This window comes from Wolbachia endosymbiont (group A) of Hedychridium roseum (assembly GCF_964028325.1).
GTDB lineage: Bacteria > Pseudomonadota > Alphaproteobacteria > Rickettsiales > Anaplasmataceae > Wolbachia.
Genome location: NZ_OZ034755.1, coordinates 368,466 through 395,449 on the forward strand (window position 1 = coordinate 368,466; position 26,984 = coordinate 395,449).

The following is a 26,984-nucleotide window of genomic DNA, read 5'->3' on the forward strand; positions in this document are numbered from 1 at the left end:
TGTGGTTAAAGTTACTATTAATTCTAAGGAATGTGAAGTAGAGCATGGGCTCACTATAATTCAAGCTTGTGAAGTCGTGGGCGTTGAAATTCCACGTTTTTGCTATCATGAGCGTTTAGCAATTGCTGGTAACTGCAGAATGTGTTTGGTTGAAGTTGAGGGTGGGCCTCCAAAACCAGTAGCCTCTTGTGCAATGCCAGTTGCAGAAGGGATGGTTATTCACACTGATACCCCTAAGGTTAAAAAAGCACGTGAAGGTGTGCTTGAGTTTTTGCTAATTAACCACCCGCTTGATTGCCCAATTTGCGATCAAGGTGGTGAATGCGATTTGCAAGATATCACGATGGCTTATGGGAAAGGAACCAGCAGACTTGATGAGCATAAGAGGGCTGTGCCAAAAAAACACTTCGGACCACTGATTGAGACTGCGATGAATCGATGCATTCATTGCACTCGGTGTGTTAGATTTTTGTCTGATGTTGCAGGTACAAATGAACTTGGAGGAATCGGAAGGGGAGAAAATGTAGAGATTAGCACTTACATAAAAAGGCATATTAGTTCTGAATTATCTGGAAATATCATAGATCTCTGCCCGGTAGGGGCTTTAACTTCAAAGCCTTACTCCTTTACAGCGCGTCCATGGGAGCTATCACATTGTGAGACTATAGATGTGCTAGATGCTGTGGGAAGTAGCATTAGAGTTGATTATCGTGGCCTGGAAGTTATGCGAATATTACCAAGACTGAGCGAAGAGGTAAATGAAGAATGGATATCAGATAAAACCCGCTTTGCCTATGATGGACTAAAAGTTCAGCGTCTTGATCAACCTTATGTAAAAAAAGATGGTAAATTAGCCCCAGTTGATTGGAATGAAGCATTAACTATTGCTGCAAAGAAATTAAAGAATACAAAATCAAATAAAATAGCTGCAATTGCAGGTGATTTAGCAGATTGTGAGTCTATGCTTCTACTCAAAGAAGTGATGCAGAAGCTCGGCTCGGGGAATATAGACTGCAGGCAAGATGGTGCAAAGCTTATACCAAGTAATCGCGGATCTTATGTGTTCAATACCACTACCCAGGGTATAGAGAATGCAGATTTGTGTCTGCTTATAAATACAAATCCAAGGATAGAAGCACCGATCATTAATGTAAGATTGAGAAAGAGATATTTACAGGGCAACTTTCCTATTGCAAGTGTTGGTCCTAACATTGAATATTTGTATCATGTTGAGAAATTGGGCGATAATCCTGATATTTTGAGTGAAATAGCAAATGGAAATCATAAATTCTGTGAGCTGCTGGTAGCCGCCCAAAACCCTATGCTGATCATTGGTCAAGATGCATTAATAAGAGATGATTCTGAATCAATTCTAATTCTAGCTGGCAAAATTGCAGAAAAATTTAACATGATCAGAGATGATTGGAATGGCTTTAATGTGCTGCATAAAGCTGCAGCAAGAGTCGGTGGTCTGGACGTTGAGTTTGTTCCTGAAAAAGGTGGAAAAGACACTAATCAGATACTGGAAAATGCAGAAAGTGGTGACATAGAAGTGGTTTATCTTCTTGGTGCAGATGAAATTGATACATCAAAATTAGAAAATACATTTGTAATTTATCAAGGTCATCACGGTGATAAGGGTGCACATGTGGCAGATGTTATCTTGCCTGGTGCTGCATATACAGAAAAATATGCAACTTATGTAAACACTGAAGGTCGAGTGCAAAGAACAAATTTAGCTGTATTCCCACCTGGTGAAGCAAAGGAGGATTGGTTAATTATTAAAAATCTTTCACAATATTTAGACCTTTCTTTACCGTATGATAGTTTATTTGATGTGAGAAAAAAATTAGATACTATCGGTCCACAGTTTAGAAATGCCGATCAAGTGGTAAAAAACACATGGGTGCCAATTAGCAATGATGGGATAAGCTTAAGTAATACACCTTTCACTTTAAAGGAGTGTAATTTTTATATGATGGATTCAATAAGTCGCGCTTCAAAAATAATGGCAGATTGTACTAAAGCTTTTTATGAACACGCTAGTTAATATTTTATTTATTTTAGTACCGCTACTACTTTCAGTTGCGTACTTGGTATACTTTGAGCGTAAGGTTATTGGTGCAATTCAACTGAGACATGGCCCAAGTGTAGTTGGACCTTTTGGGCTATTGCAGCCATTTGCAGATGCTATTAAGCTACTGATTAAAGAGCCGATAATACCATTTAGAGCGAGCACCATACTGTTCATTATGGCTCCAATGCTTACCTTTATCTTGGCATTAATTGCCTGGGCAGTTATACCGTTTGGTGCTGAAGTAATTGTAGAAAATGGCCAGCAAGTAGTGATTCCTAAGGTTATAGCAAATATTAATGTTGGAGTGCTTTATGTGCTAGCTATATCGTCGCTGGGAGTATACGGCGTAATTATTGCAGGCTGGTCAAGCAATTCTAATTATGCATTTCTTGGCGCTATACGGTCGGCTGCTCAGATGATTTCATATGAAGTTTCAATAGGCTTAATAGTTGCTACAGTTGTTGTTACAACTGGTACGTTGAACCTTGGAGAGATGGTGGTAGCGAAACACAACATGCCATTTTGGGTTGATTTGCTACTAATGCCTATAGGAATAATATTTTTTATTTCTTTGCTTGCAGAAACTAATCGTCACCCATTTGATTTACCAGAAGCTGAAGCAGAGCTTGTCTCTGGATATAACGTTGAATATTCATCCATGCCTTTTGCCCTCTTTTTTCTTGGAGAATATGCAAATATGATTCTAGCAAGTGCTATGATGACGATATTCTTTCTAGGAGGATGGTATCCGCCGCTGGAGTTCAGTTTACTTTACAAAATTCCAGGTTTGATTTGGTTCGTTTTGAAGATAGTTATACTTTTGTTCGTATTTATTTGGATTAGAGCAACAATACCTCGTTATCGATATGATCAGCTAATGCGTCTTGGTTGGAAAGTGTTTCTGCCAATATCGGTGCTTTGGGTGGTACTCATTTCAGGAGTGTTGCTCTTTACTGGGAATTTACCTGGGTCCAATGTTTAATTTTCCAAATACAAGATTAAGGCGCAGGCGCTCGAGCAAATGGGTTCGCAATTTAACAAGTGAAAATAGTCTATCAGTAAATGATCTGGTTCTTCCTCTGTTTGTTCACGACAGAAAAGAAACAACTGAACCAATTTCTGGCTTACCAGGCGTAAAGTGTTATTCAATAGATGGATTAGTGTCTATAGTTAAGGAAGCTAAAGATTTAGGAATTAATGCTGTTGCAATTTTTCCTGTAGTTGATAGTAAACTAAAATCTGAAAACGCTGAGGGAGCATATAATTCTGACAACTTAATCTGCAAAGCAATCCGTGCTGTAAAATTAAAGGTACCTGAAATTGGTATTATTGCAGACGTTGCACTGGATCCATACACTATTCATGGCCATGACGGCATTTTAAAAGATAATCAGATGGATGTAGAAAACGATGAAACTATATCAGTACTGTGTAAGCAAGCACTTGCTTTAGCGAAGGCAGGATGTGATATAGTTGCTCCTTCTGATATGATGGATGGTAGAATAGGAAGAATCAGAAAATCATTAGATGATAATAACTTTCAAGACGTATTAATATTATCTTATGCGGTGAAATATTGCTCTAGCTTCTATGCTCCATTCAGGCAAGTCGTTGGTTCATGTGGGCTATCACATTCTATAGACAAAAGTGGTTATCAAATGGATTATAAAAATGCGCACGAAGCAATTTGCGAAATTGAAATGGATATAAATGAAGGTGCAGATTTTATTATGATTAAACCAGGTATGCCATATTTGGATATTATCAAAACAGCAAGTGATAAGTTTAATTTTCCGATTTTTGCTTACCAAGTAAGCGGTGAGTACGCAATGATAAAAGCTGCTGCAAATAATGGCTGGCTAGATTATGACAAGGTGATTTATGAATCTTTGATTGGTTTCAAACGTGCGGGTGCAAGTGCAATATTCACTTACGCTGCACTTGATGTTGCAAAAAATTTGGTATCCGTTTAGCAGTGTAGCTAAAAGGCACGTCTGTGCAAACATTATGATTTAGAAAAATCCAAGTAGCATGAAAATGCAAAACCTACTTGACAAACTCCGCCAGCCCCCTTACCATGAAACTGAAGGTATTTTATTATCTTCAATCTGTGCAGATTAAACGACAACAGTATTACGTGATTGGCGTCTTATTTTTAATTTTTTGCACTATGTGCACCTTATGTCTTCACAACCTTTCTGGGTTTTTACCCATATAAGCTGAAACGCGCTTACAAAGCGTTTAAGACAGTATAGAACGCCGATTTGCAGGATTAGAGAGTGACAACTAGCTAACACGGGATATCTTTTGCCTTTTTTTCTGCTTAGTAAATTTCTTAAATATTAAAGCTAAGGTTAGTTGCACTTAAAAGCAGCTAAATTGCAGTGTTTAAGACTTAAAAAAACGCCAATACTGAAAATAAACAGTGACCGGGGTTTCTTTTGCCTTTTTTTTATTTGCTTGATATTTATAATAGACCCACACCATCACACTCTGGGACCATACAAGAGAAGGCTACTCGGATGACAGGGAGGAACGGTTGTCGGTAAACTTAGGGCTATAATAACTATTTGCCTTTTTTCTATGCAAGAAGTCTATTGATAAGTCCGTTACAATACAGTATTATAAATAATATAAACCAAGTGTTACTTAGAGCATGGGGATTTTTTTTGAATTTTTGGGAAAGATGCTAGGTAAGGTTTTTCCTGCCAAAACAGTAAGCTCTTTTTTGGGAATAGGATATTTACCAGGTTGGCAGAACTATTGGTCTTCTTTTTTAATATTATTTATTGTCGATGTTATATTGATTTTTACATATGGAGGCGAATATTTACTATATAAAATGCCAAATTCAGGAATAGTTGTAGCTGCTGTTTTTACAAAATTGGCAATAGTTATGTTAGTAATACAATTAATTGGAATATTTATTTTTCATGCTCAGGACCCTTCAGCAAACAGTGGTGAAGAAATAGTAATACAAATAGCGTCAGGGCAAGTATTGACTGTAGCACTTTCAATGCCAGCAATAATGTCAATTTATTATACTGTAAGTAAACTCTATGGGAGTATATGTAAGCAGATGTTTCAATGCCCATTTTGGTTTAATGATTTTATGCACTTTTTCTTTTTTCTTATGATACCTTACGTATTTTTTAATGTCGTAGAAGTGATAAAACCATGGCCAATAAGTTCAATACAACTCAGCTATAATAATGCAATTTCAATTACATTTGAGGGGATTTTTCACACATTTTATGCGGTGATTTTACTGTATTTAACAGCATTTATATTCTGCGATTTAACTATGCATGATGCAATTGTCCTAAATAAAAGCATAATTCAGTATGTGAGGGAAAGTTCAGCAGTTTTAGGTGATTATTTACATAGTGCTGCAAAAAAAATAAATATTGAATAGTACTTATTTATTTATATATTTAGTATAAAAAGTGTGCAATTTGTGTGAATTTACAAAGTATAATAAAAGAGTTGCAAGATTTTTGGGCTGGTGAAGGGTGCGTTATACTTCACCCATACACATCTGAAGTTGGTGCTGGTACATTACATCCTGCAACAATTATGTCTGCAATTGATACAAAACCGACAAAAATTGCATATCTACAACCAGTAATTAGGCCAGCAGATGGACGCTATAGTGATAATCCTAATCGCTTGTATCAACATCACCAATATCAAGTTATAATAAAGCCATCTGGTAATAATTTACAAAACGTCTATTTAGATAGCTTAAAAGCTCTTGGCATATCTACAGAAAAATATGATATTAAGTTTGTTGAAGATGATTGGGAAAACCCAAGTGTTGGTGCATCAGGACTTGGATGGGAAGTTACATGCAATGGAATGGAAGTAACACAGCTTACTTATATACAGCAAGTTGGAGGGATTGACTGCAAGATGATTCCTGGTGAGGTGGCATATGGGTTGGAACGTTTAGCAATGTGCATACAAGGTGTAGATAATGTTTACGATATAACTTGGAACGATAACGGTGTAACTTACGGAGATATTTTTAAACAAAGAGAATATGAATTTTCTTATTTAGCGTTAGATTATTATGATACTAAAGTGGTACAGCAGCAATTTGAAGATACGGAAAAATTATGTAAGTTCCTTATTGAAAAGGAGCTACCAATTGCAGCTTATGACCAATGTATTAAAACTAGTCACCTACTTAATCTGCTTGATGCAAGAGGTGTGCTTGGTGTCAATGAACGTACAGCGCATATTGGTAGAGTTAGAGAGCTGACAAAAAAATGTTGCGAATTGTACATGAGTAAATAGCGTATGTCGTTGCAGTTGTTATTTGAGTGCCTTTCAGAAGAAATACCATCGAGAATGCAGAATGTAGCTGCAACTCAAGTTAAGAGCTGTATTGCCAATGTTTTTAACAAAAATAATGTAAAATTTACATCAATGGAGGTTTTTGTAACGGCACGTCGCATTACCCTATTTGTTGACAACATAAATGCTTTGGAGCTAAAGGATTCCAATAACGAAGTTAAGGGACCAAACATTAACGCACCAAAAAGTGCTATCGAAGGTTTTTTAAGAAAATATCAGAAAAATGAAGAAGATTTGCTCGTTCGAAAAGTAAATAATGAGGATTTTTACTTCATTAAAAGAGAAAGCTGCTCATTTAACATCAGAGAATTCCTCAAAAATCAACTGGAGGAAATGCTCAAAAACTTTTCTTGGTTGAAGAGCATGAGATGGGGCGAAGGAAAAGAAAGGTGGGTTAGGCCAATTAAAAACATTTTATGCATTTTAAATGACGAAATAATACCTGTGTCTTTTGCAGGGATCACAGCATCTAACACAACATATGGCCATCGATTTCTCTCAAGTGATGCGACGTTAACTATTAAAGCACCTAAAGACTATTTTGAATTGCTAGAAAAAAACAGCGTAATTCTCCAGCTGGACAAAAGAAAGCAATTTATACTAGATCAGATTGATAAATTCACAAAAGAGCAGAATTTACAACTTGAGAAAAATGATTATTTACTAAATGAATTGACAGGGCTTATAGAGTGGCCAATCGTACTGTTTGGTGAAGTGAATCAAGAAAAGTCATTTGGATTACCGAAGGAAGTAATTCTTAGTATAATTAATACGCAGCAAAAATATCTTGCTTTAAGTAATGGAAAGAGAATTTCACACTTTGTCACTGTTGTCAACGTCAACAATGGTGAAGTTGTTAAAGGACACGAAAGAATATTAGAAGCACGTCTTGCTGATGCACAATTTTTGATATCTCAGGACAAAAAGGAAGATCTGGATCATTATGTCAAAAAATTGGGTTCGATATTATTTCATGCTTTTCTTGGCAGCGTGGGGGAAAAGGTGAAGCGTATTACGTCTCTGTCAAAGTATATAGCTATATTTATTCCACATGCTTCGCTGATAAAAGTTGAACGTGCTGCATATTTGGCAAAAGCTGATTTGGCAACATCGATAGTAAGAGAGTTTCCAGAATTACAAGGAGTAATGGGTGGATATTATGCTTCTTATTTTCAAGAAGATAGAGAAATAGTGGAAGCTATAACTGAACACTATAAGCCAATCGGGCCAGAGCAGGAGTGTCCTAAATCCCCTTCAGCAATTGCTGTGTCAATTGCAGACAAAGTGGATAGCTTAGTTGGTTTAATTGCAGCAGGTGAGAAAATCTCTGGTTCGTATGATCAGTTTGGTTTGCGGAGAATGACAATTAGTATAATTAGAACAATACTTGAAAATAATTTGCATATTCCAATTAGGCTATTGATAGATAAGTCAGTATCTTTATATTCAAGGCTTCTATTTAATGAAAATACAACGTCAGTTGATAAGCCAAATAGAAAACAAATTTCAGAACTAGTATTTAGATTCTGCTTAGAAAGATTCAAGGTTATTTTAAAAAATAGAGATATAAGGCAAGATGTCGTAGATTCAATACTATATAAAATCGATATTAATGATCTGCTGACAGCAGAAAAGCAAACTGTTATATTGGATCGTTATCTTAGTACGCCAGAAGGTGAACAGATTCTAAGCACTTACAAAAGAGTCAGTAACATGATGAGCAAAGTAAGGAAAAGTGATGGCACTACTTATAGTGCATCTTACGGTAAGAGATTTTTGATTGAAAATGAAGAAATTGCGCTATCAAATTGTGCTATAACTGCTTGTAAAAACATAAAACAAGCGATAAAAAATAACCACTTTAATGCAGCGCTTGATGAACTTGCTGGTTTTGCTCCGTTTATCAATCAGTTTATGGACAGTGTAAAGATTAACTGTGATTCTGATAAGCTGAGAAGAAACAGATTATCTTTGCTTGAAAATGTAGTTTCCGTCTTTCATTTAGTAGCAGATTTTAACCTCATACAAGTCAAGTAATGGATAAATGTTCAAGCAATATAAAGAACAGGTAAAATTATCTCCGCAGTCTTGTGGTGTGTATAAGATGATTGGAGATAAGGATAAAGTTTTATACATTGGTAAAGCAAAAAACTTGAAATCGAGATTATCTGACTACCTTCAATTCGAAAACCTTTCTGAACGAATTAGAGTTATGCTCTCACAGGTTGTTAAGGTTGAAATATTCATCACTGAGAATGAAATCGAAGCACTGCTTCTTGAAGCACAGTTAATAAAATCATTGAAACCACTTTATAATATTGTGCTCAAGGATGGAAAATTTTATCCTTATATAACAATTTCCAAGCACGATTATCCAAGAATAGCAAAATATAGAGGCAAATTTAAGAAGAATGAGTTTCATTATTATGGTCCCTTTACATCTGCCGCTGCTGTTAAGCAAACTATATTGTCATTGCAAAAAGCTTTTCTCCTAAGAGTATGTTCAGATCAATACTTTTCCTCAACAAAAAGACCATGTATTGAATATCAAATTAAGCGCTGCTCAGCACCATGCATAAACAAAATCACAAAAGACGACTACTGCCAATCAGTAAAACAGGCACGAAATACATTGCTTGGAAGAAATAAGGAAGTGAAAGAACAGTTACTTTTCACAATGAGAAAGTGCAGCAGTGAAGAAAACTATGAGCTTGCTGCTATATATAGAGATCGGGTAAAGTTTCTTGAGCAAATTCAAATACAGCACACGGATTTTTCTTTTGAAAAAGATGCAGATTTCTTCAGTATTGTACGTGAAGAGGATCTAGCATGTATTAGTGTGTTATCGTTCAGAAATAAAGACAACTACGGCAGCACTCCTTACTTTGCCGAGAACTGTGGTGATCACTCAAATGATGAAATTTTATCCACCTTTTTGGTCAATTTTTATAATTCAGCTAACATACCTCCAATACAAATTTACGTTCCAGATTCTATTGTGGATAAGGAAATTATAGAACAAGCACTATATAAGGTTGCTCAAAAGCCAGTAAAAGTTCTGCATGCAAAGAATAAAAAAGAGCGTGATTTATTGAAATTTGTTTATGATAACTCTCAGCATAGCTTAGAGCAGAAGCTTATCAATTATAGAAATAACCTAGAAAAGCTTGAGGAGCTTAGCAAAATCTTCTTGTTACCAAACATTCCAAAGCGTATTGAGGTTTATGACAATAGCCATATATTTGGAAATCAACAAATTGGTGTAATGGTTGTTGCAGGGCAGGAGGGTTTTTTAAAAAGTGAGTACAGAAAATTTACTATAAAGGAAAAATTTTCAGGCGATGACTATAAAATGATGAGGGAAGTGCTAACCAGACGTTTCTCCGGCAATATAAAAGGCATAATACCTGATTTTTTACTGATTGATGGTGGACCAGGACATGTTTCCATAGTACAGAATGTACTGGAAGTATTGAATATAAACGTTCCTTTTGCTTGTATGGCAAAAGGTCCTGATCGTAACGCAGGAAATGAAACATTTTATATGCTGGGCAGGGAAGAATTCAGTCTGGCAAATGACAGCAAAGTCATGCTTTACTTACAATTGCTGCGTAATGAAGCCCACCGTTTTGCGATAACTTCACATAGAAAAAAACGCGATAAACAGTTTATAGTTTCACAATTAAGCAAAATATCCGGCATTGGCAACAAAAGGAAAAAGGCGTTGATGTCTTATTTTGGTTCAGTGAAAAATATAAGCAAAGCTTCTCTGGCTGAAATTCAAAACGTACATGGAATTAGTAAAGGTTTAGCAGAAGTCATTCTTAAATACGTGAATTATAAGAGAGGAGTGCTCTTAACCTGACACATATGGCTTTTTGAATACTCCTAATGAACATATTTATAAATAAATATTTACTCTTCTTTTTTATTGTTTTTGGGTTTTTCTTGATCAACCATTTCTCCACCGATCTCTTTTATTTTTAGTATCAACGACTCTGGTACATACATGTCAATTACTTCTTCTGCTGTCACAAATAAAGCCTGATAAGAGTGTGAATTTATTATCCAATTAGGCAATATGTCTTCTGCTTTTATTTCAGAATGTTCCTCTTTTTTGCCATATTCTTTTTTGTCATATACTGTGTAGCAATATAAGTGCACAGCAAAAAATAATACATAAGAGAGCAATATTCCTTTAAGCACTCCGAGAAAGATTCCAGTAACTCTATCGATAAACCCCAACCTTATGGGTGATAATATGTACATTAGCCAGTTGTTTATTATCATGAATATAAGATTAAGTATAATAAATACAGAGATTGTAGAAAGTATGTTTAGTATAACTTTAGAATCAAAATATTTACTATAATTTGGAGTGAAAAAATCATAGTGATTAGCTGTCAGAAAAATTGATAAAAATAGAAACATCAATGCGCATAGCTCTTTTATAAAACCTCTAGTTACCGAGATTATTACGCATAGAACAACAATGAAGATAATTAGGCTATCGAAAAGCATATTTTATATCTATATGGTTTTCAAGATATAATAGTTGTAAATAACAAGGTTGTAAAATTAATTGTATTTATGCTGCATCAATTGATCTAAATACCTAGCGATCATGTCAATTTCTAAATTCAGATAATCATTTATTTTGTTGTACTGAAAAGTTGTATTTTCCCATGTATAGGGAATTATATTTACTATAAATTCCTGATTAATAACTGAATTCACTGTAAGGAAAACCCCGTCTAGTGTAACGGAGCCTTTTTTTGCAACAAATTTAATTAATTCTTGTGGGCACGATAGTTTGATTTCATGAGAATCTAAATTTCGCTCAATTGTTAAAATTTTTACTATCCCATCAACATGACCCTGAACCAAGTGGCCATCGATTCTGTCGCTTAGCCGCATTGCTTGTTCTAGGTTTATTTTTTTTCCTATTCTCCACGTATTTAAGTTAGCAACCTTCATAGTTTCTTGAGACACTTGAACTGTGAATACATCGTTCAGTATGTTCACAACAGTTAAACATACACCAGAGCAAGCTATTGAATCTCCTTTGTTTATAGAGGGTAAATTTTGTGTTTTGATATGGAAAATTTGATCAGAGTTGGAGTGAGTGGTAGTATCAGTTATAGTCCCGATATCCGTGATAATTCCTTTAAACATATGGTGAAAATAAATAATTTTACCATGAAAATTTTTTTACAACAACTTACTTCTATTTTGTTATAGCTAAAGTAATTCTGGTTTACCAACGATTTAAAAAATGACAAATTCGTCATTCCGCTGCTTGCTAGTGGGATCTATGTGAGATACCGTGACGGTATGACGTAGGACTGCTGTCATCCCGCTGCTTGTTAGCGGGATCTATCCGCGGCGGTATGACGTAGGAAAACTGAGCCTGCACTAGCTATAGGCGCGAGAAAGGGGATCGTTTTCACTTACTTGCTTAACAGATTCTATAGAATATTCAGAATATATAAAGTAAGCTAAACTCAAAACACATAATGTAATCAATGTCGGTAACCCTATGTTCAATGCTAACCCAATATTTTCTCTTTTTTCTGGTGGCACTAATTCTTTTAACATTGACACTTTTCCTAATGGAAAATGCCATAAGCAAAGTGTTGATGCAGATGCTACTATTATAAATAGACAAAAATAAGCCTTTTTTGAGGAAAATACAGTTTTTAACGGTGATTTGAGTGTAATGTTAGTAGGTGGTAGAGTTTTAGCTTCATTTGTTGCTGGTGAAGGATCTTTAGATTTATTTATTGGTAAAGGGTTTGTAGATTTATGAGGAGTATTTTCATGTTGCGTAGGAGGTTGTTGTATATAAACACCTGAAACTAATTTGAGCAATTGCTCTTTTTTTTTATATACTTGCTTATGTAAATACTCTTTTGGAAAAGAAGACTTGCCAGCTGGTTGTGGTATTTCTAGTATTTCTAATACTTCTGATATCTCACCTGACTCCAATATTTCATGTAATTGTTTATCTTGAAAATAAACAATATTGAATATTGAGTTAAAAACATTGCGAAATGTTTCTGGATCTTGATTTTTGTATCCATTCATCACTTCAATAAATATTTCATCGAGTTTTTTTCCCCTGCGCTCAATCTGGTTATCTCACATAGCTACTCTAGCATCATTTTGTGCTTGTTTTATGGCTAATTGTTTTTCTTTCTCTGATAGTTCTTTGGTCTGCTTTTTTGACTTCTTTTTTCTGTTAGCCTTAAAATACTCTGTGTGCGAAGTAGTTTGACCTACATTCTGTTCTGCTCCTTGAGGTATTGGATTTCCTATACTACTTGTCATCCAAGTAGCTGACACTGGGGTCCATTTTTCTTTTTTTTTCTGGATTCCAGCGTCAAGCGCTGGAATGACACCAAATGGTATATTGTTGCTCTGTATAGAAGGTTTTGGTGTTCTTAAAAGGGATAACCTTATTACATCATTAAAAAAATTGGATAAGGGAAGGAAGATTCTATATTTTGGTATATTAGCTTTTATTGCAGCAGTAACCACTGGAGCTTTACAATTTACTTTGCTTGCTACGTTAAAGCCAAACGAGCCTGTAAATGGTACAATTTGTCTATTTTGTGCGTTTTTTTGCTTAGTTTCACTCTGTTCTTGTCTGTCTTTATTTTCTGCTTCTTTTACTTGTAGTGTAACTTGACTCTGTTCCTCATTTTCAGTTTTTTCTGCATGTTTTAGCCTTTCATTTAAAAATGACCCTATTTGGTGCAAATTATCTAAGTTAATGTCTTTAACATTTGTTTGTAGTATGATTGTTATTCCTTGCAGAAGGATTTGAGGCGGAGCATTATTTACGAATTCTTCTACAGTTTTATCACTACTAGTTTTACAGTAGTTATTATATAATTCACTGCTTTCTTTTGGTACTTTTATGTTGACTGTAAAATTTTTTTCCCGAGAAAGGCAGATTTTAAAAAAATCAATTAAAGATTTTATTTGAAATGGTCTTGTATTAAAGGTGTCTTTACCTGTTGCTGTTAGCTCAAATGAAAATTCTTGTATATTACTTTCAATACTTCTCGAGCGAATGGTACTGATCTTAATTATTTTGCTAGAAAATGCTTTACTTATGTTTTTGGATCTTTCCTTAAAGAACTTAGGTAAATCCTCTATTTTGTACTTATTATCAGTTTCAGTGTCACTGTTGTGCATGGTTGATACAGCAAATTCATCAACGCAAAGGTAAATAAAAAAAACTAATTAGTCAATAAATTAATAATCAAAATGGGACAGTTTTTAGATTGTTGATGCTATTCAAGATTTTACTATAATTAAAGTTTAAGCCAGCGTTTCTAAGATGAATAAAGAGCTACTGAATGAAATACCTTCACTTGAAGATAAAGCGGTCTCTGAAATTGAGAATGCTTCTTCTTTACAAGATTTAGAAAAAGTCAGGCTATCATATTTGGGAAAAAAGGGTGTAATTAAAGCTTATTTTGACAACTTAAAAGAGATAGAAGACGCAGGAAAAAAGCGCAATTTAGGCGAAGTTATCAACATTTTACGTAATAAGCTAGATCAGCTTATAATGAATAAGGAAAATGCACTAAAAGCCGAAGAAGTTAACTTTAAATTGCAGAACGAGGCGGTTGATATCACGTTGCCCGTTAGACCAGAAAAAATGGGCAAGGTCCATCCACTCAGTAAGGTTCTAAATGAAGTAAAGCTTATTTTTGCACATATGGGTTTTAAAGCAGTTGATGGCCCTGACATTGAAGATGAATTTCATGTATTTGATGCACTGAATACTCCAAGTCACCACCCTGCGCGGGAGGAGCAAGATACCTTCTACTTAAAGAATAAAATAAACGACAAAAGAATGGTGCTGCGCACTCATACCTCATCTGTGGAGATCAGAACTATGGAAAAAGCGAAAACTTTTCCGATTAAAATCGTATCTCCTGGTAGAGTATACAGAAACGACTTTGATGCAACTCACACCCCTATGTTCCATCAAATAGAGGGGTTATATGTCAATGAGAATGTCAATATGGGCCAGTTAAAATTTACTATTCATCACTTCCTTAATAAGTTTTTTGGAGATAAAGGGCTGAAGATACGTTTTCGTAATAGTTTTTTCCCTTTTACCGAGCCTTCTGCAGAAGTGGACATAAGTTATAAAGGTAGTAAATGGATAGAAGTACTGGGATGCGGTATGACGCATCCAAATGTATTTCAAAATGTTGGAATAGATCACACTAAATACAGCGGTTTTGCGTTTGGCATTGGTATAGAAAGGCTTGCAATGCTAAAATATCAAATTAGCGACTTAAGGAGCTTTTATGACAACAAAATCAGATGGCTTGATCATTACGGTTTTCATTTTTCATCTTTAAGATAAGTGATAAGTAAAACTCATACGTTCGTTATACTTGCTGCAGGGCATGGCAGGCGGATGAATTCAGATTTGCCTAAGGTCCTACACAAAATAGGCAGTTTTTCCATGCTCCAGCATGTCATTTACAATGCAAAACAGTTAAATCCTGAAAATATTGCTGTTGTAGTTGATCTGCCTTTAATTGAAAGACTAAAGTGCTTTAAGGATATACAGTTAATTACACAAGAATTAACACTTGGCACGGGAGATGCAGTCAAAACTGCGATGAGAAACCTGAAAGAATTGCCAGATTCGAGCATAATTATTGTGCAGTATGGAGATACCCCACTCATAAAAAGCAGCACAATAACTAAAATGGTTAGTTGCTTAGAAGGCAAGGCTCTAGTTTGCCTAGGTTTTAGGACAAGCAATAAAGAATACGGTAGGTTAATTATTGAGAATGGTTCCTTAAGAGAAATCGTAGAAGCAAAGAGTGATAAAAATAATCATGAAGAGTTTCTTGCAAATGCTGGAATAATGGTTGCATGTGCAAAGAATTTACGTGAATTGGTGGAGAAAATAGAGTGCAATAGCTCAACTCATGAATATTATTTGACCGATATAGTTTCCATTGCAGTGAAGAGTAATTTAAATGTCGGTTACGTTATTACCGGTGGAGAAGAGGCAACGGGAATAAATAACAGAAATGACCTTATAAAAGCTGAATTTTACTTTCAAGAAAACAAAAGAAAATTTTTTACCAACTCTGGAGTAACGCTTGTTGCTCCAGAGACTGTTTTCTTTTCTCTTGATACGCAAATTGCCAGAGATTCAGTTATTTACCCATATGTTTTTTTCGGTACTGGAGTGAAAATAGAGTCTGGTGCGAAAATACTGCCATTTTCGCATTTAAAAAACTGCTTAATTAAAAGTAATGCTGAGGTCGGTCCATTTACCAGAATACGCGGAAACACAACAATTGGTAATAAGGCAAAAATAGGAAATTTTGTGGAAGTGAAAACAAGTGAAGTTGGTCAAAACACTAGAATAAAACACTTAAGTTATATAGGAAATGCTAAAGTAGGGCAGAGGAGTAATATAGGAGCAGGTACTATTGTTTGTAATTATGATGGGAAAAAGAAACATAAAACGAACATAGGAAGCAATTGCTTTATTGGTGCCAATAGCTCACTCATTGCACCGCTTAATGTTCATGATGACTCTTTAATTGCGGCAGGTAGTGTTATAGTGGAAGATGTACCAGAAAAAAGCCTTGCAATAGCAAGAGAAAAGCAGGTGATTAAGAGAATAAAGTAATTCGCTGTAATTATATTATTTTTAATGCTTATATTTGTATACATGCGTATATCAATATTTGGAGGGTAAAAATGAAAAAATTACTTACCTTAGTAGCTATATTGCCTGCTGTTTCTTTGTCAGTACCATGTTTTGGAGTTGATTGGGTTAGAGATAGGATCTATACTTCTTCGTCATACAGTTCTGGCAATTTTAGTCATAGTATCGGTTATCACTACACAAACAGCGTAAAAATTTCAGTTGAGCCTATGATTTCAGTTGCAAATATTTTTAAATACAGACTGCAAGGAGGAATTTTAGCAAATTTACGTTATCATTACGAGTTTACAAACACGGATATCACTCCGTATGTCAATGTTGGTATAGGTGCTGCTATCGATTTTATTGGACAGTCAAAGTTTGGTTTCTCATATAAAATAAGCTCTGGTCTTGATTTTCCGCTTTCTTCAAGGACAAGTGCTTTTGCTGGTTATAGTCTATTGAAAGCATTTGAAGATTATAATCATGGATTTGAGCTTGGAATAAATTATAACTTATAAAACCCCAGCTGAATAGCAACAGGTTGTACTTTTTTCAAATTGAAGCTGAATTTTTGCTAGATAATTAATAAGCCATATTATGGAGTTTTAATTAGAGACCTACCGCAAAAGCAAAGTGAGGGAGATTAAAAATGATCAAGTTTTGCTTCTGTTCAAAACAAGATTTTTTGAGAATTAATTATTGTCTGAGAAAAAGCAGATAACAAGGTGAAAAAAGATAGAAGTATTTAAGTAGCTCAGAAGGAGCATTAAGTCATGTTTTTTATTTATATTGACAGCATATATGACATCGTTTACGATTAAAGTTAATAACAATAATTTATATTTATCATGTTTGCAGTAATTGAGACTGGTGGAAAACAATATTTAGTAAAAGAAGGCAGTATAATAAAAGTAGAGAAGTTAGAAGTTGAAGAAAAAAAAGAGGTAGAAATCAATAAGGTGATTTGTATTTCAAATAATGGCTTATCTTATTCATCTAATGCTACTGTTAAAGCTGAAGTATTGGAGCAGTATAGAGGAGAAAAAATTATAATCTTTAAGAAGAAAAGAAGAAAAAATTACCGTAGAAAGACTGGTCATAGGCAGTATATAACTGTTCTTCGTATCAATGAAATTAATCTTCAAAAGTAAGAGGTAAGATATGGCAACTAAAAAATCAGGTGGTAGTTCCTGTAATGGTAGAGATTCAGCAGGTCGTAGGTTAGGAATAAAGAAGAATGGGAAGGTTATTCCTGGTAACATAATTGTGCGCCAAAGAGGCACAAAATTCCATCCTGGGAAGAATGTTGGTATAGGTAAAGATCATACGATTTTTGCCAAAGTAGAAGGCTGGGTCAGCTTTAGAAGGTCAGCAAATAAAAAGACTTTTATTGATATCTTGCCTACAGATAATATGAAAGCTTCAGCTTGAATAAATCAGGGGTCTGTAGCTCAGGTGGTTAGAGCGCACGCCTGATAAGCGTGAGGTCGGAGGTTCAACTCTTCCCAGGCCCACCATTTAGTAATTACTAACTGTGTTTTTATAGCGGTTTTGGTATTGTATAAGCAGAAACCTAAAGCATGAGTTTATATAAAAATTTAGTAACCAGTGAGTCAGTGGCGGCTGGTCATCCAGATAAAGTAGCAGATCAAATTTCAGATGCAATACTTGATGAATACCTTTTCACTGATCCTTTTGCGCGAGCTGCAATAGAGACTTTAGTCACCAAAGATAACGTTATTATAGCTGGGGAAGTATTCGGACCTAACATCAAAAATAGCAGGATTGAAAGTATTGTACGGAATACAATAAAAGATATTGGTTATGAGCATGATGGTTTCCACTGGAGAAAAGTGAAGGTAAATATACTGCTGCATGAGCAATCAAATGACATTGCAATAGGGTTGGATCAAGGTGCTGGCGATCAGGGCATAATGTATGGCTATGCAACAACAGAGACAGAAAACCTTATGCCAGCACCCATTTTTTATGCACACTCGATTCTGAAAAATATCATGAGCGCAGTTAAAGAAGCAAAGCTTGGTCCGGATGCAAAATCACAAATCACTTTGGCATATGAGAATAACCTCCCGGTACGTGCTGAAAGTATCATTGTCTCAATACAGCACCCTGAGGATTTGGATCAATCAAAAGTAAAAGAAATAATTTATCCTTACATAGTTTCATCTTTACCTAAAGGGTGGATATGTCCTGAGGAAAATCTCTTAGTCAATCCAACTGGTAGATTTGTTATTGGTGGACCGGTTAGTGATTGTGGATTAACCGGACGAAAAATTATGGTTGATACCTATGGAGGTTATATTCCACACGGTGGAGGGGCATTTTCCGGAAAAGATGCAACCAAAGTTGATAGATCTGCAGCTTATATGGCAAGATACCTTGCTAAAAATATTGTCTTTGCAGGTTAGCTGAACGTTGTCTTGTGCAGCTTTCTTATGCAATTGGTGTATCAAAACCTACTTCATTCTATATTGATACATTTGGTACGAATGCGGTGGAGGAAAGAGTAATTAAAGAGTTTATCGAGAATAGTATAGATTTATCAACAAAAGGCATAATCAAGCATTTATCGCTTAATCGCCCTATATATAAACGTACAGCCTGTTATGGACATTTTGGTAAAGAGTCAGAAAATGACGGTGGATTTTCTTGGGAAAGCATGAACTTGTCTGCTGATCTTTGTAGAGAATTCAATATAGAAGGTAATAGTAAAATTTCTTTAGATTGCTAAAATTTTTGATTTACAGCCTCATATTTATATACTAGCTTATTGTTGAAGTATAATTGCTTTTTCATAATAATTATACTATATTAGTGATAATTATTATATTCAGTTTTTATTATGAGGCTCATAAAGTGTATAACGAAATAGAAGGAGAACTGTACAACGTAATTGTAAAAGAGCTTTCCGATCTTATTGATAGGATGAAAGAACATCCTTTTTATGTTGAATTGATGAATGGTACTTTAGATTATAAAAGATTTAAATTTTACCTTCAGCAGGATTTTCTAGGTTCTGTAGATTGTGCTCGTGCTCATTTAGTTGTTGCAGCTAAAGTTAATGATGTTGAAACAATAAGTAGGTTAATTGATATAGCAAAAGGAGCATTTGATTTTCGAGAACAATATAAAAAATATTTGAGGATTGTGATCTATCTGATAATCATAAAAAGTCAAGAGCTTGTTCTGCCTGTGTTGACCTTTTCATGAGTACTGCGTATCACAATTCTGTTACTGAGACCTTAGTATTGTCTTATTCTTCCTTTAATGTATACCAAATTGTTATATGCCATATGGCAAATGAGATAACAACTAAGGGGATTAAAAATAACAAATACAAAAAGTGGATTGGTATCTGTAATAGCAAAGGAATGGACGCGGTGGTTGAGGAGGTTAGTGATATTACAAGTAGGCTATACAAAAGAGCTAGTGACTGTGAAAAGGAAAAGATATATGAGCTTTGTAGGAAAGGACTGGAGCTAGAGATAATGTTTTTGGATGAGGCATATTGCTCTAATATACCTCAATAAAAACGCATTAGCACAAGTTGTTTACGTTGGCAGTATTGTAGTGTTCAGTGGTATAATTAAGAGTTGTTATGGATCAAATCTTTTAAAGGATATAATTAAGCATCCTTTTAATGTTGAATTGGAGAATAACACTCTAAGTATAGAAAGTTTCAGATTCTATATTCAACAAGGTACATTACTCTTGAGTGATTATATTCGTACCGTCTTAATTACTGCATCCAGGGTAGAAGGCTGTAACAATGTTGTTTCACTTATTAGGGTGGCTCGAGGGGCAATTGCTATTGAGAGAATTTTGCATAACCACTACTTTGCTATATATGCTATAAGTCGTGGAGAGAAATCTCTTGAGTGCTTAAATTTTACTAATTTTCTTTTGTCTACCTCATATAGCAACACTTATGAAGCCATAACAGTTTTGTATTCTTATATGTTTATATACAAGACTATCGTTGATAGTATGAAAAATAGATTCAAGAAAAATAATAGATATAAGGATTGGTTTGATTATTATAGCGGTAGTTTTATAGAATCTGGATGCATTATTTTGGAAAATATTGTTGATGAATATTGCAGCAGGGCAAGAGAAAATGAAAAGAGCAGGATGCTTAAGTTATTTAGAATAAGCGCCCAATTCATGTTAGATTTTTTGAATGGTGCATATAATTTTTCAAGATTCAATCAATTTCCTAAGGAACATTGACAATTTTAAGCTAATTTGTATCCTTAGTAAGTATTTTTTAAAATGCTATGAAAAGTAAAGAACATGATTTTCATTTAGTGGACCCAAGTCCTTGGCCAATTGCTATATCAGCAGCAATTCTTATTCTTGCACTTGGATTAGTTGGCGCGCTTCATAAACAAATTTTCGGAATGTTTTGTTTAGTTCTGGGAATCTCCGCAGTATCAGGGGTGCTGTTCTATTGGTGGAGAGATGTAATAAGGGAGGCCATTTATGATAAATGTCATACTACCATTGTAAAACATGGACTCAAATTTGCAATGTACTTATTTATTCTCTCGGAGGTCGTATTTTTTATAGTGTTCTTTTGTTCATTCTTTAAAGCCTGGCTTGATCCAGTTTTTTTATTTGAGGCGTTTTCTCCTGCAAAAAAAGTTGAATGGCCCCCTGAGGGAATTTTGCCACCTGATCCGTGGTCACTACCATTCATGAATACATTAATATTATTGCTTTCTGGTACAACAATTACTTGGGCAAATCACTCTTTACTTGAAAATGATAAAAAGAGCACGATTAAAATGCTGTCCATAACTATATTGCTTGGGGTTTTTTTTATAATAGTGCAAGCAATAGAGTATCATGAAGCGAGTTTTTCTCTACAAGAAACAGGAGAAAAGCTTATTTATACATCCAATTTTTATATGATTACCGGTTTTCACTGCGCACACGTTATAATAGGAATAATATTTTTATCAGTGTGTTTATTTAGAGCGCGGAAAGGCCAGTTTACACCTCAGGACCATTTGTGCTTTGAGTTTGCCTCCTGGTATTGGCACTTTGTAGATGTAGTCTGGATGTTTTTATTTTTGTTTGTCTATTGGTTAAGCGTTTATTAAGTGGTTAAAATAATAGGTCTAGATCCAGGGATAAGCAAGACTGGTTGGGCCATTATCAGCCTGAACGAGAAAAATAATATTGAATTTTTGGACGGCGGTACCATATCAACTGATGGAAAATTGGGTACAGGTGAACGCTTACATATAATTTTTGAACAATTAAAGAAAGTAATATTTCAATATTCTCCGAATGAAGCTGCAGTAGAAAAAATTTTTGTTAATAAAAATCCTAAATCTTCACTAACTTTAGGATATGCAAGAGGGGTTGTAATTTTAGCGTTAAAAATAACAAAGCTAACTATGAATGAATATGATGCAAACTATGTAAAAAAAAGCATTACCGGAAATGGCCATGCTGATAAGGATCAGATTATATTTATGGTGAAGCAAATAGTTAAAAATTTGAGTATAAAATGTCACCATGCTGCTGATGCTCTTGCTGTAGCAATTTGTCATGCTTATACGAAAGGTTCTTGTTTTGTTGAGTAACTTTTATATGAGATTCAGTTTGAAGATTTCCAGATCTGAAAAAACTATTTGATTGTATTTATTTTGTCTAACGTTCGTTGCAAAATAATACATGCGGAGATTTTATCATCTATTTTTTTTGATTTTGTGATTGATATTCCAGTGATTTTTAGTGTATGAGTTGCGATAGATGTTGAGAAGCTTTCGTCTTGTAAGTATATATGTACTTTATATTTTTTTATTATTTTATTTGCGAATTGGATTATGGTTTTACACCATTTAGTTTCTTGCTCGTCCATTTTTAATGGTAGTCCTATTACCATTGATCCAGCTTCATTTTCTTTGAATATTCTATGCAGATAACCTAAATCTTTGCTCATATTTTTCCTATAATATACACTATGAGCTGTGGCTATAAGCTGTGTTTTATCGCTAAATGCTATACCTATTTGCTTTTCTCCCATGTCAAGGCACATTATGCGCTTATCTTTTGGAATAGACTTTAGAAACTCATCTGGATTTCTATGTAGCATCTATTAGACTTCCTTTAAAGTGACCTTACCCAGAAAAAGTAGAGAGAAAGTCAAGAAAATTTTTTACAAAAAGAATAATGAATCAAATTGCTCAGGAATGCAATAATTAATAGCAGAATGTCTACGCTGTTTAATACACAGCTTCTAATTAACACTCAACTGTATATTCTCTTCTTTTTGTCATTACTACTCCTTTTGAAAAAACATTTTTATTATAAAAAAACGCCTTTTCTTTCTCTTCACTCTTTCTGGGTAAGGTCATATTTTAATTACTATAGGTTAAAAAGTTAAGACAAAAAATAAAAATGTGGGTTTTGTTTTGACTTTTTGTGTTAATTTTGCAGAATATTAAGATTATCATTTAAATAAAATACATGACGAAAGAGGATTGGGAAGCGGTAATTGGGCTTGAGGTGCACGCTCAAGTTTCTTCTAATACGAAGCTATTTTCTAGCTCATCAACGGAGTTTGGTGCTGAGCATAACACTCAAGTTTCTCTAGTTGATGCAGCAATGCCAGGTACGCTGCCAATACTAAATTATTACTGCATAGAGCAAGCAATACGCACCGGTCTTGCAATTTCTGCAGAAATTAATAAGTGTTCTTACTTTGATCGGAAAAATTATTTTTATCCTGATTTACCGCAAGGTTACCAGATAACCCAGTTTTTTGAGCCAATAGTTAAAAATGGTAGAGTATTTATCAACGACAATGAAAAGGAAATAAGAATTGCGAGAATTCATTTAGAGCAAGACGCAGGAAAGAGCGTTCATGAGGAAAGCAAAACTTATGTGGATTTAAATCGTGCAGGGGTTGCTTTAATGGAAATTGTTTCAGAACCAGATCTCCGTTCATCTGCGGAAGCTGCAGAATGCATGAAAAAATTGAGGCAGATTTTGCGTTACATTGGTTCATGTGATGGTGATATGGAAAAGGGATCACTTCGTTGTGATGCAAATGTTTCTGTCCGCCTAAAAGGCAGTAGCACATTTGGCACTCGTTGTGAGATAAAAAATCTGAACTCGATACGTTATATTGTGCAAGCTATAGACTATGAAATACAAAGACAAATTGAAATTTTAGAAGGTGGGGAAGAAATAAGTCAAGATACCTTATTGTTTGACGTTGCTTCGGGAAAAACAAAAGTGATGCGAAACAAAGAAGATGCAAGCGACTATAGATACTTCCCTGAGCCTGATTTATTACCTGTTGAGGTAAGCCAGGAGAAAATTGATTTAATTCAATCATCTTTGCCTGAGTTGCCAGAGCAGAAAAAGCAGCGATACATTGAAAAATTAGGTATCAACGAATACGATGCAAATGTCATTACTTCCGATAAGGCGATTGCTGATTACTTTGAGGAATTGATAAAAAAACATGATTCAAAGCTCGCGGTCACCTGGTTAACTGTAGAGCTTTTCGGTCGTTTAAATAAAGCAAATATTGATATTGTGAGCTCCCCAATCAAAGCAAATGCTTTGTCAGAACTCTTAGATTTTATCGTTGATGGAACGATCTCTGCTAAACTTGGTAAACAAGTTTTTGATATTATGTTTGAAACTGGAAAGCCTGCATCCCTTATTATAGAAGAGCAGGATCTCAAGCAAATAACTGACAAATGTCAAATTTCAGAGGTAATAGATAAAATCATCAATGACAACCAAGATAAAGTTCAAGAATACAAAAGCGGTAAAACAAAATTATATGGTTTCTTTGTTGGTGAAGTCATGAAATTCACCAAGGGAAAAGCCAGCCCTGATGTTGTGAATTCAATTTTGAGTGAAAGATTAAGTAATTAGTCACATTTTTTTATTTACATAACAGCACATCTCGTAGATATTCCAAGGTCTTTGTTACGATATCTGTATATCATGACATATAACTTTTTTACCATTTATGGGTACTATTTATAAAATTATGTGAGGTTGAGGATGCCTGAAACTTATCCTGCTGGAGGGAGAAAACGCTCTTTTCATGGTGATATTTACCAATTGAAGTGGCTAATGCTGTTTCTCAAACGTGCAGTAGATAGAGAATATTCTTTCCGCTTAGCCACAGAAATGGAATCAGCTGCAGGTTTTGATGATATTGTTTTTCGATATAGGCAAAATGGAACAACAGTACATAGGTTTGTACAAATCAAACACAAGCAAAATGAATGCGAAAAAATCGGTGTAGGCAAATTGCTTTCAAAAGATAAAAGTGGTGAATTTAGCTTGGCAAAATATTTTGTTCCCTACCTAAAGACTAAAAATAATCAAGATTTTGCAGATGGTGACCTAGAGGACTTTATTATCTGTACTAATATCGGTTTCGATCTAGCTCAAAGTACAACACAAAATACAATAAAAAAGTTGAAAGTAAAAACTTCGGGACCAAACAAGGGAATAGAAATTGCAGTTGAAGTAATAAGCACTAGTGATATTTTTTTTAAATACGGCGGTACGAGATACAAGTTCTCTTATACTCACGATAACATGATTTCAATAGTGCAACCGGCATTTAAGAGTGCTGTAAAAGAAGCAATAGAAGAATTGGAAAAGGAGATAAAAGAACTTCAAGGTAAATCAGATCAAAACTCAAAAAGAAAATTGGAAAGAAATCAGGTATGGCAACGTGAGTTTGAGCGAATGACAAATGAAGGCAGGTTAGAAGAGAATATAAGGGAATTTTTTGATAAATTAGTATTTGCAGTAAATCAACCTAACGAGATAAAACTAGCGGAAATCATTGAGAATGAGTTAGGCAAAGAATTTAATAATATCGATAAAAAGAACGTTTATGGTCGCTTTCTGGTAGAAGTTCTGGATTGGATGAAAGCAAGAGAGGGAAAGTTTCTATCACATGAAGAAATAAATGAGTTTTTTGAAAAAATAAGAGAGGAAATTTTAGGAGCGATTTGGTTTGGCATAATAGAGCCAGTGGCATCTTTTACTGGTAGAAGTATTGAATTAAAAGCCTTACATGACGCACTACAAAGGAGCACGGGCAGGCAAGCGGTGATATCGCAGGTTGCTACTATTAGTGGTCTTGGAGGAGTGGGAAAAAGTGAGTTAGCTAGGAAATATGCTTACAAGTATGGAAAGTATTATGGTGGCAATGTTATATGGATAAGTGCTGAAAACTCTAAGACTATGGAAAGTTCTTTTCTGGACTTAGCTAAAGATGATAAACTAGGCATTTCTCCCCAGGATAAGTACGGAAATGACAAGATGATAGAAACTATTGTTAAAGAAACATATGCTTTTTTTGCAAGAAGGGGAAGGAGAAGCCTGTTCATTTTTGATAATGCTGAGGGATATAAAGGTATTAAAAGGTTTTTACCTTCATCTTTACATCCTAGGCATAAAAAACCTTATGTTTTAATTACTTCTCGTGACTGTAAGTGGAATGTGAGAGGAGATACCGTCTTGTTAGTCAACAAAAAAATTATAAAATTTCCCAAGTTGCATCATAAAATCAAAAAATACTTCCAATTGTGTAACAGTACACAGATTATAGTTAGTGGATATGTTGATAAGTAAATTAGTTTTATACGCACAAAACAGATGAAATTTACTTATCAACATATCCACTAACCAACAACATTCAATAAATTTGTGTAAGATACCACTTTACATAAGATAGATAGGAAGCATTTTTGATTTTAAAGTACTAAACCTTCAGTCAACCTCCTAGCCCTGTAGTTTTTGATATGGTTAGGATCAAAAGCACTTTTGGATGTCAGAATACCGAAAATGATATGGAGTAGCTTACGCATTGCAGCACCAACGATGGCCATATTATGCTTACCCTTTTCCTTTAATCTTTGGCAAAAGCTCATAATGATAGGATTGTGATTCTTAGCTACTATGGCAGGAAAGAAAAGTGCCTTACGTAATGTTTGTGAACCGGATTTACTTAATCTGGGTTTGGCATATACAGAGGAACCTGACGTCATATTTCGTGGTATAACTCCTGTATATGCTGCCAATTGCCTGGCATCTCTAAAAACCTCTATATCAGAAACTTCAGCTAAAATAGCTATTGCTGATTCTTCTCCTATGCCTGGAATAGTCAATAGAAGTTGAAAATTTTCCAACAATTCTTTGTGTTGATTTAATAGTTCACGTACGGAGTTTTTTATTGTTTCTATTTTTTGAGCTATATTCATTGCAAGGTCTTCCCAAGCATTTGCAACTTCTTTAGGCAGTCTCTCTTTTTTTTCTAAGTGGTTATTTACTAATGTTAACTCATCTTTTAACGCAACTGAGCAACGATAAAGATGTTTTAATTTTTTCATTTCAGGAGAAGGTGGTGTCCAACTAGAAGGTTCCTGTCTTTGGCAATAATCAGCAATAACTTCTGCATCGGTCTGATCATTCTTTTGTCGTATCAGCTTACTCCTTGCATAAGATTTTATGCAATAAGGATTTACAACACTTACAAAATGTCCAGCATTGTGTAGAAATTCAGCCAGTGCTTCGCTATAACAACCAGTAGATTCCATGCAGGTTTTTACTTTTTCTACATTATGTTTGTGTAGAAAATTCAGTAGACTTTGAAACCATCGTTCTTAAAGCTTCTTTTTCTAGTTTCACGCTTTCCTTTTTTGCTTATAAATGAGAGAAAAACATCAAAGCGATCTTTTGATATATCTATGCCCAAAAAGTTGTTGATCATATATAACCCCATACGTTACCATTAAAAATGAAAAGTAAGGCTAGTCTTGTGAA

General features: G+C 34.7%; 22 protein-coding genes, 1 tRNA gene and 3 pseudogenes. 21 read left to right on the forward strand and 5 right to left on the reverse strand.

Annotated elements, in window-relative coordinates:
* Nucleotide 1: 1 nt before the first annotated feature.
* The 7 genes from nuoG (at nt 2) to uvrC (ending at nt 10,301) form a co-directional block, all read left to right on the forward strand.
* The gene (gene nuoG, locus ABWU23_RS01670; RefSeq protein ID WP_353270688.1) at nt 2-2,050 is read left to right on the forward strand and encodes an NADH-quinone oxidoreductase subunit NuoG; all 2,049 of its coding nucleotides are present in this window, start codon (nt 2-4) and stop codon (nt 2,048-2,050) included.
* Nucleotides 2,034-3,059 (forward strand): NADH-quinone oxidoreductase subunit NuoH, encoded by a 1,026-nt coding sequence (nuoH, locus tag ABWU23_RS01675; protein WP_264687804.1) that lies wholly within the window; start codon nt 2,034-2,036, stop codon nt 3,057-3,059. The genes nuoG and nuoH overlap by 17 nt, the downstream gene beginning before the upstream one ends.
* A complete protein-coding gene (gene hemB, locus ABWU23_RS01680) occupies nt 3,052-4,050 on the forward strand; it encodes a porphobilinogen synthase (protein WP_265045006.1) in 999 nt (332 codons plus the stop codon). The genes nuoH and hemB overlap by 8 nt, the downstream gene beginning before the upstream one ends.
* A 683-nt stretch (nt 4,051-4,733) precedes the next feature.
* Entirely contained in the window at nt 4,734-5,492 is a 759-nt protein-coding gene (locus ABWU23_RS01685) for a phosphatidylglycerophosphatase (protein ID WP_253307312.1), read from the forward strand.
* Between the two features lie 44 nt (nt 5,493-5,536).
* Nucleotides 5,537-6,376: a glycine--tRNA ligase subunit alpha gene (locus ABWU23_RS01690; RefSeq protein WP_253307313.1), complete on the forward strand. Its 840-nt coding sequence runs from the start codon at nt 5,537-5,539 to the stop codon at nt 6,374-6,376.
* Between the two features lie 3 nt (nt 6,377-6,379).
* Nucleotides 6,380-8,473, forward strand: coding sequence for a glycine--tRNA ligase subunit beta (gene glyS, locus ABWU23_RS01695; RefSeq protein WP_353270689.1), 2,094 nt, complete (start codon nt 6,380-6,382; stop codon nt 8,471-8,473).
* 7 nt (nt 8,474-8,480) lie between these two features.
* Complete coding sequence (uvrC, locus tag ABWU23_RS01700; RefSeq protein ID WP_353270690.1) at nt 8,481-10,301, forward strand: excinuclease ABC subunit UvrC; 1,821 nt, start codon at nt 8,481-8,483, stop codon at nt 10,299-10,301.
* A 50-nt stretch (nt 10,302-10,351) separates the two neighbouring features.
* On the opposite strand, the gene ABWU23_RS01705 is transcribed toward uvrC, so the two are convergent.
* The 3 genes and pseudogenes from ABWU23_RS01705 to ABWU23_RS01715 all read right to left on the reverse strand — a co-directional run bounded on the left by ABWU23_RS01705 (nt 10,352) and on the right by ABWU23_RS01715 (nt 13,639).
* A complete protein-coding gene (locus ABWU23_RS01705) occupies nt 10,352-10,957 on the reverse strand; it encodes a CvpA family protein (protein ID WP_253307316.1) in 606 nt (201 codons plus the stop codon).
* 57 nt (nt 10,958-11,014) lie between these two features.
* Complete coding sequence (locus ABWU23_RS01710; RefSeq protein WP_353270691.1) at nt 11,015-11,611, reverse strand: riboflavin synthase; 597 nt, start codon at nt 11,609-11,611, stop codon at nt 11,015-11,017.
* A gap of 240 nt (nt 11,612-11,851) precedes the next feature.
* A pseudogene (locus ABWU23_RS01715) lies at nt 11,852-13,639 on the reverse strand (hypothetical protein).
* A 145-nt stretch (nt 13,640-13,784) separates the two neighbouring features.
* Here ABWU23_RS01715 and pheS point away from each other — a divergent pair.
* The 12 genes and pseudogenes from pheS to ruvC all read left to right on the forward strand — a co-directional run bounded on the left by pheS (nt 13,785) and on the right by ruvC (nt 21,757).
* The gene (gene pheS / locus ABWU23_RS01720; protein WP_353270692.1) at nt 13,785-14,828 is read left to right on the forward strand and encodes a phenylalanine--tRNA ligase subunit alpha; all 1,044 of its coding nucleotides are present in this window, start codon (nt 13,785-13,787) and stop codon (nt 14,826-14,828) included.
* Complete coding sequence (gene glmU / locus ABWU23_RS01725) at nt 14,829-16,121, forward strand: bifunctional UDP-N-acetylglucosamine diphosphorylase/glucosamine-1-phosphate N-acetyltransferase GlmU (protein ID WP_353270693.1); 1,293 nt, start codon at nt 14,829-14,831, stop codon at nt 16,119-16,121. It abuts the gene before it with no gap.
* A gap of 71 nt (nt 16,122-16,192) precedes the next feature.
* Nucleotides 16,193-16,660 carry a P44/Msp2 family outer membrane protein gene (locus tag ABWU23_RS01730; RefSeq protein ID WP_264687812.1) on the forward strand — a complete coding sequence of 156 codons (468 nt, stop codon included), beginning with the start codon at nt 16,193-16,195 and terminating at the stop codon, nt 16,658-16,660.
* Nucleotides 16,661-16,990: 330 nt separating this feature from the next.
* Nucleotides 16,991-17,293, forward strand: a complete 303-nt coding sequence (gene rplU, locus ABWU23_RS01735) for a 50S ribosomal protein L21 (protein ID WP_353270694.1) — start codon at nt 16,991-16,993, stop codon at nt 17,291-17,293.
* Nucleotides 17,294-17,303: 10 nt separating this feature from the next.
* On the forward strand, nt 17,304-17,573 hold the full coding sequence (gene rpmA / locus ABWU23_RS01740; RefSeq protein ID WP_096617064.1) for a 50S ribosomal protein L27: 270 nt from the start codon (nt 17,304-17,306) through the stop codon (nt 17,571-17,573).
* A gap of 9 nt (nt 17,574-17,582) precedes the next feature.
* Nucleotides 17,583-17,659: transfer RNA gene (locus tag ABWU23_RS01745), tRNA-Ile, on the forward strand.
* A gap of 63 nt (nt 17,660-17,722) precedes the next feature.
* A pseudogene (metK, locus tag ABWU23_RS01750) lies at nt 17,723-18,894 on the forward strand (methionine adenosyltransferase).
* A 125-nt stretch (nt 18,895-19,019) separates the two neighbouring features.
* Entirely contained in the window at nt 19,020-19,373 is a 354-nt protein-coding gene (locus tag ABWU23_RS01755) for a hypothetical protein (RefSeq protein WP_265045018.1), read from the forward strand.
* Nucleotides 19,370-19,693 (forward strand): hypothetical protein, encoded by a 324-nt coding sequence (locus tag ABWU23_RS01760; protein WP_265045020.1) that lies wholly within the window; start codon nt 19,370-19,372, stop codon nt 19,691-19,693. The genes ABWU23_RS01755 and ABWU23_RS01760 overlap by 4 nt, the downstream gene beginning before the upstream one ends.
* A 40-nt stretch (nt 19,694-19,733) precedes the next feature.
* Nucleotides 19,734-20,393 (forward strand): TenA family transcriptional regulator, encoded by a 660-nt coding sequence (locus ABWU23_RS01765; RefSeq protein WP_341816373.1) that lies wholly within the window; start codon nt 19,734-19,736, stop codon nt 20,391-20,393.
* A 47-nt stretch (nt 20,394-20,440) separates the two neighbouring features.
* The gene (locus ABWU23_RS01770) at nt 20,441-21,268 is read left to right on the forward strand and encodes a cytochrome c oxidase subunit 3 (RefSeq protein ID WP_265017353.1); all 828 of its coding nucleotides are present in this window, start codon (nt 20,441-20,443) and stop codon (nt 21,266-21,268) included.
* The gene (gene ruvC, locus ABWU23_RS01775; RefSeq protein ID WP_353270695.1) at nt 21,269-21,757 is read left to right on the forward strand and encodes a crossover junction endodeoxyribonuclease RuvC; all 489 of its coding nucleotides are present in this window, start codon (nt 21,269-21,271) and stop codon (nt 21,755-21,757) included.
* Between the two features lie 44 nt (nt 21,758-21,801).
* Here the strand turns inward: ruvC and ruvX are convergent, their stop codons facing one another.
* The gene (gene ruvX / locus ABWU23_RS01780) at nt 21,802-22,269 is read right to left on the reverse strand and encodes a Holliday junction resolvase RuvX (RefSeq protein ID WP_253309368.1); all 468 of its coding nucleotides are present in this window, start codon (nt 22,267-22,269) and stop codon (nt 21,802-21,804) included.
* A 374-nt stretch (nt 22,270-22,643) separates the two neighbouring features.
* Between ruvX and gatB the strand changes: the two genes are divergently transcribed.
* A complete protein-coding gene (gene gatB / locus ABWU23_RS01785) occupies nt 22,644-24,068 on the forward strand; it encodes an Asp-tRNA(Asn)/Glu-tRNA(Gln) amidotransferase subunit GatB (protein ID WP_264687817.1) in 1,425 nt (474 codons plus the stop codon).
* Nucleotides 24,069-24,200: 132 nt separating this feature from the next.
* The gene (locus tag ABWU23_RS01790; protein ID WP_264687818.1) at nt 24,201-25,793 is read left to right on the forward strand and encodes an ATP-binding protein; all 1,593 of its coding nucleotides are present in this window, start codon (nt 24,201-24,203) and stop codon (nt 25,791-25,793) included.
* A 122-nt stretch (nt 25,794-25,915) separates the two neighbouring features.
* Here the strand turns inward: ABWU23_RS01790 and ABWU23_RS01795 are convergent.
* Nucleotides 25,916-26,931: pseudogene (locus ABWU23_RS01795) on the reverse strand (IS110 family transposase).
* Between the last annotated feature and the right edge of the window lie 53 nt (nt 26,932-26,984).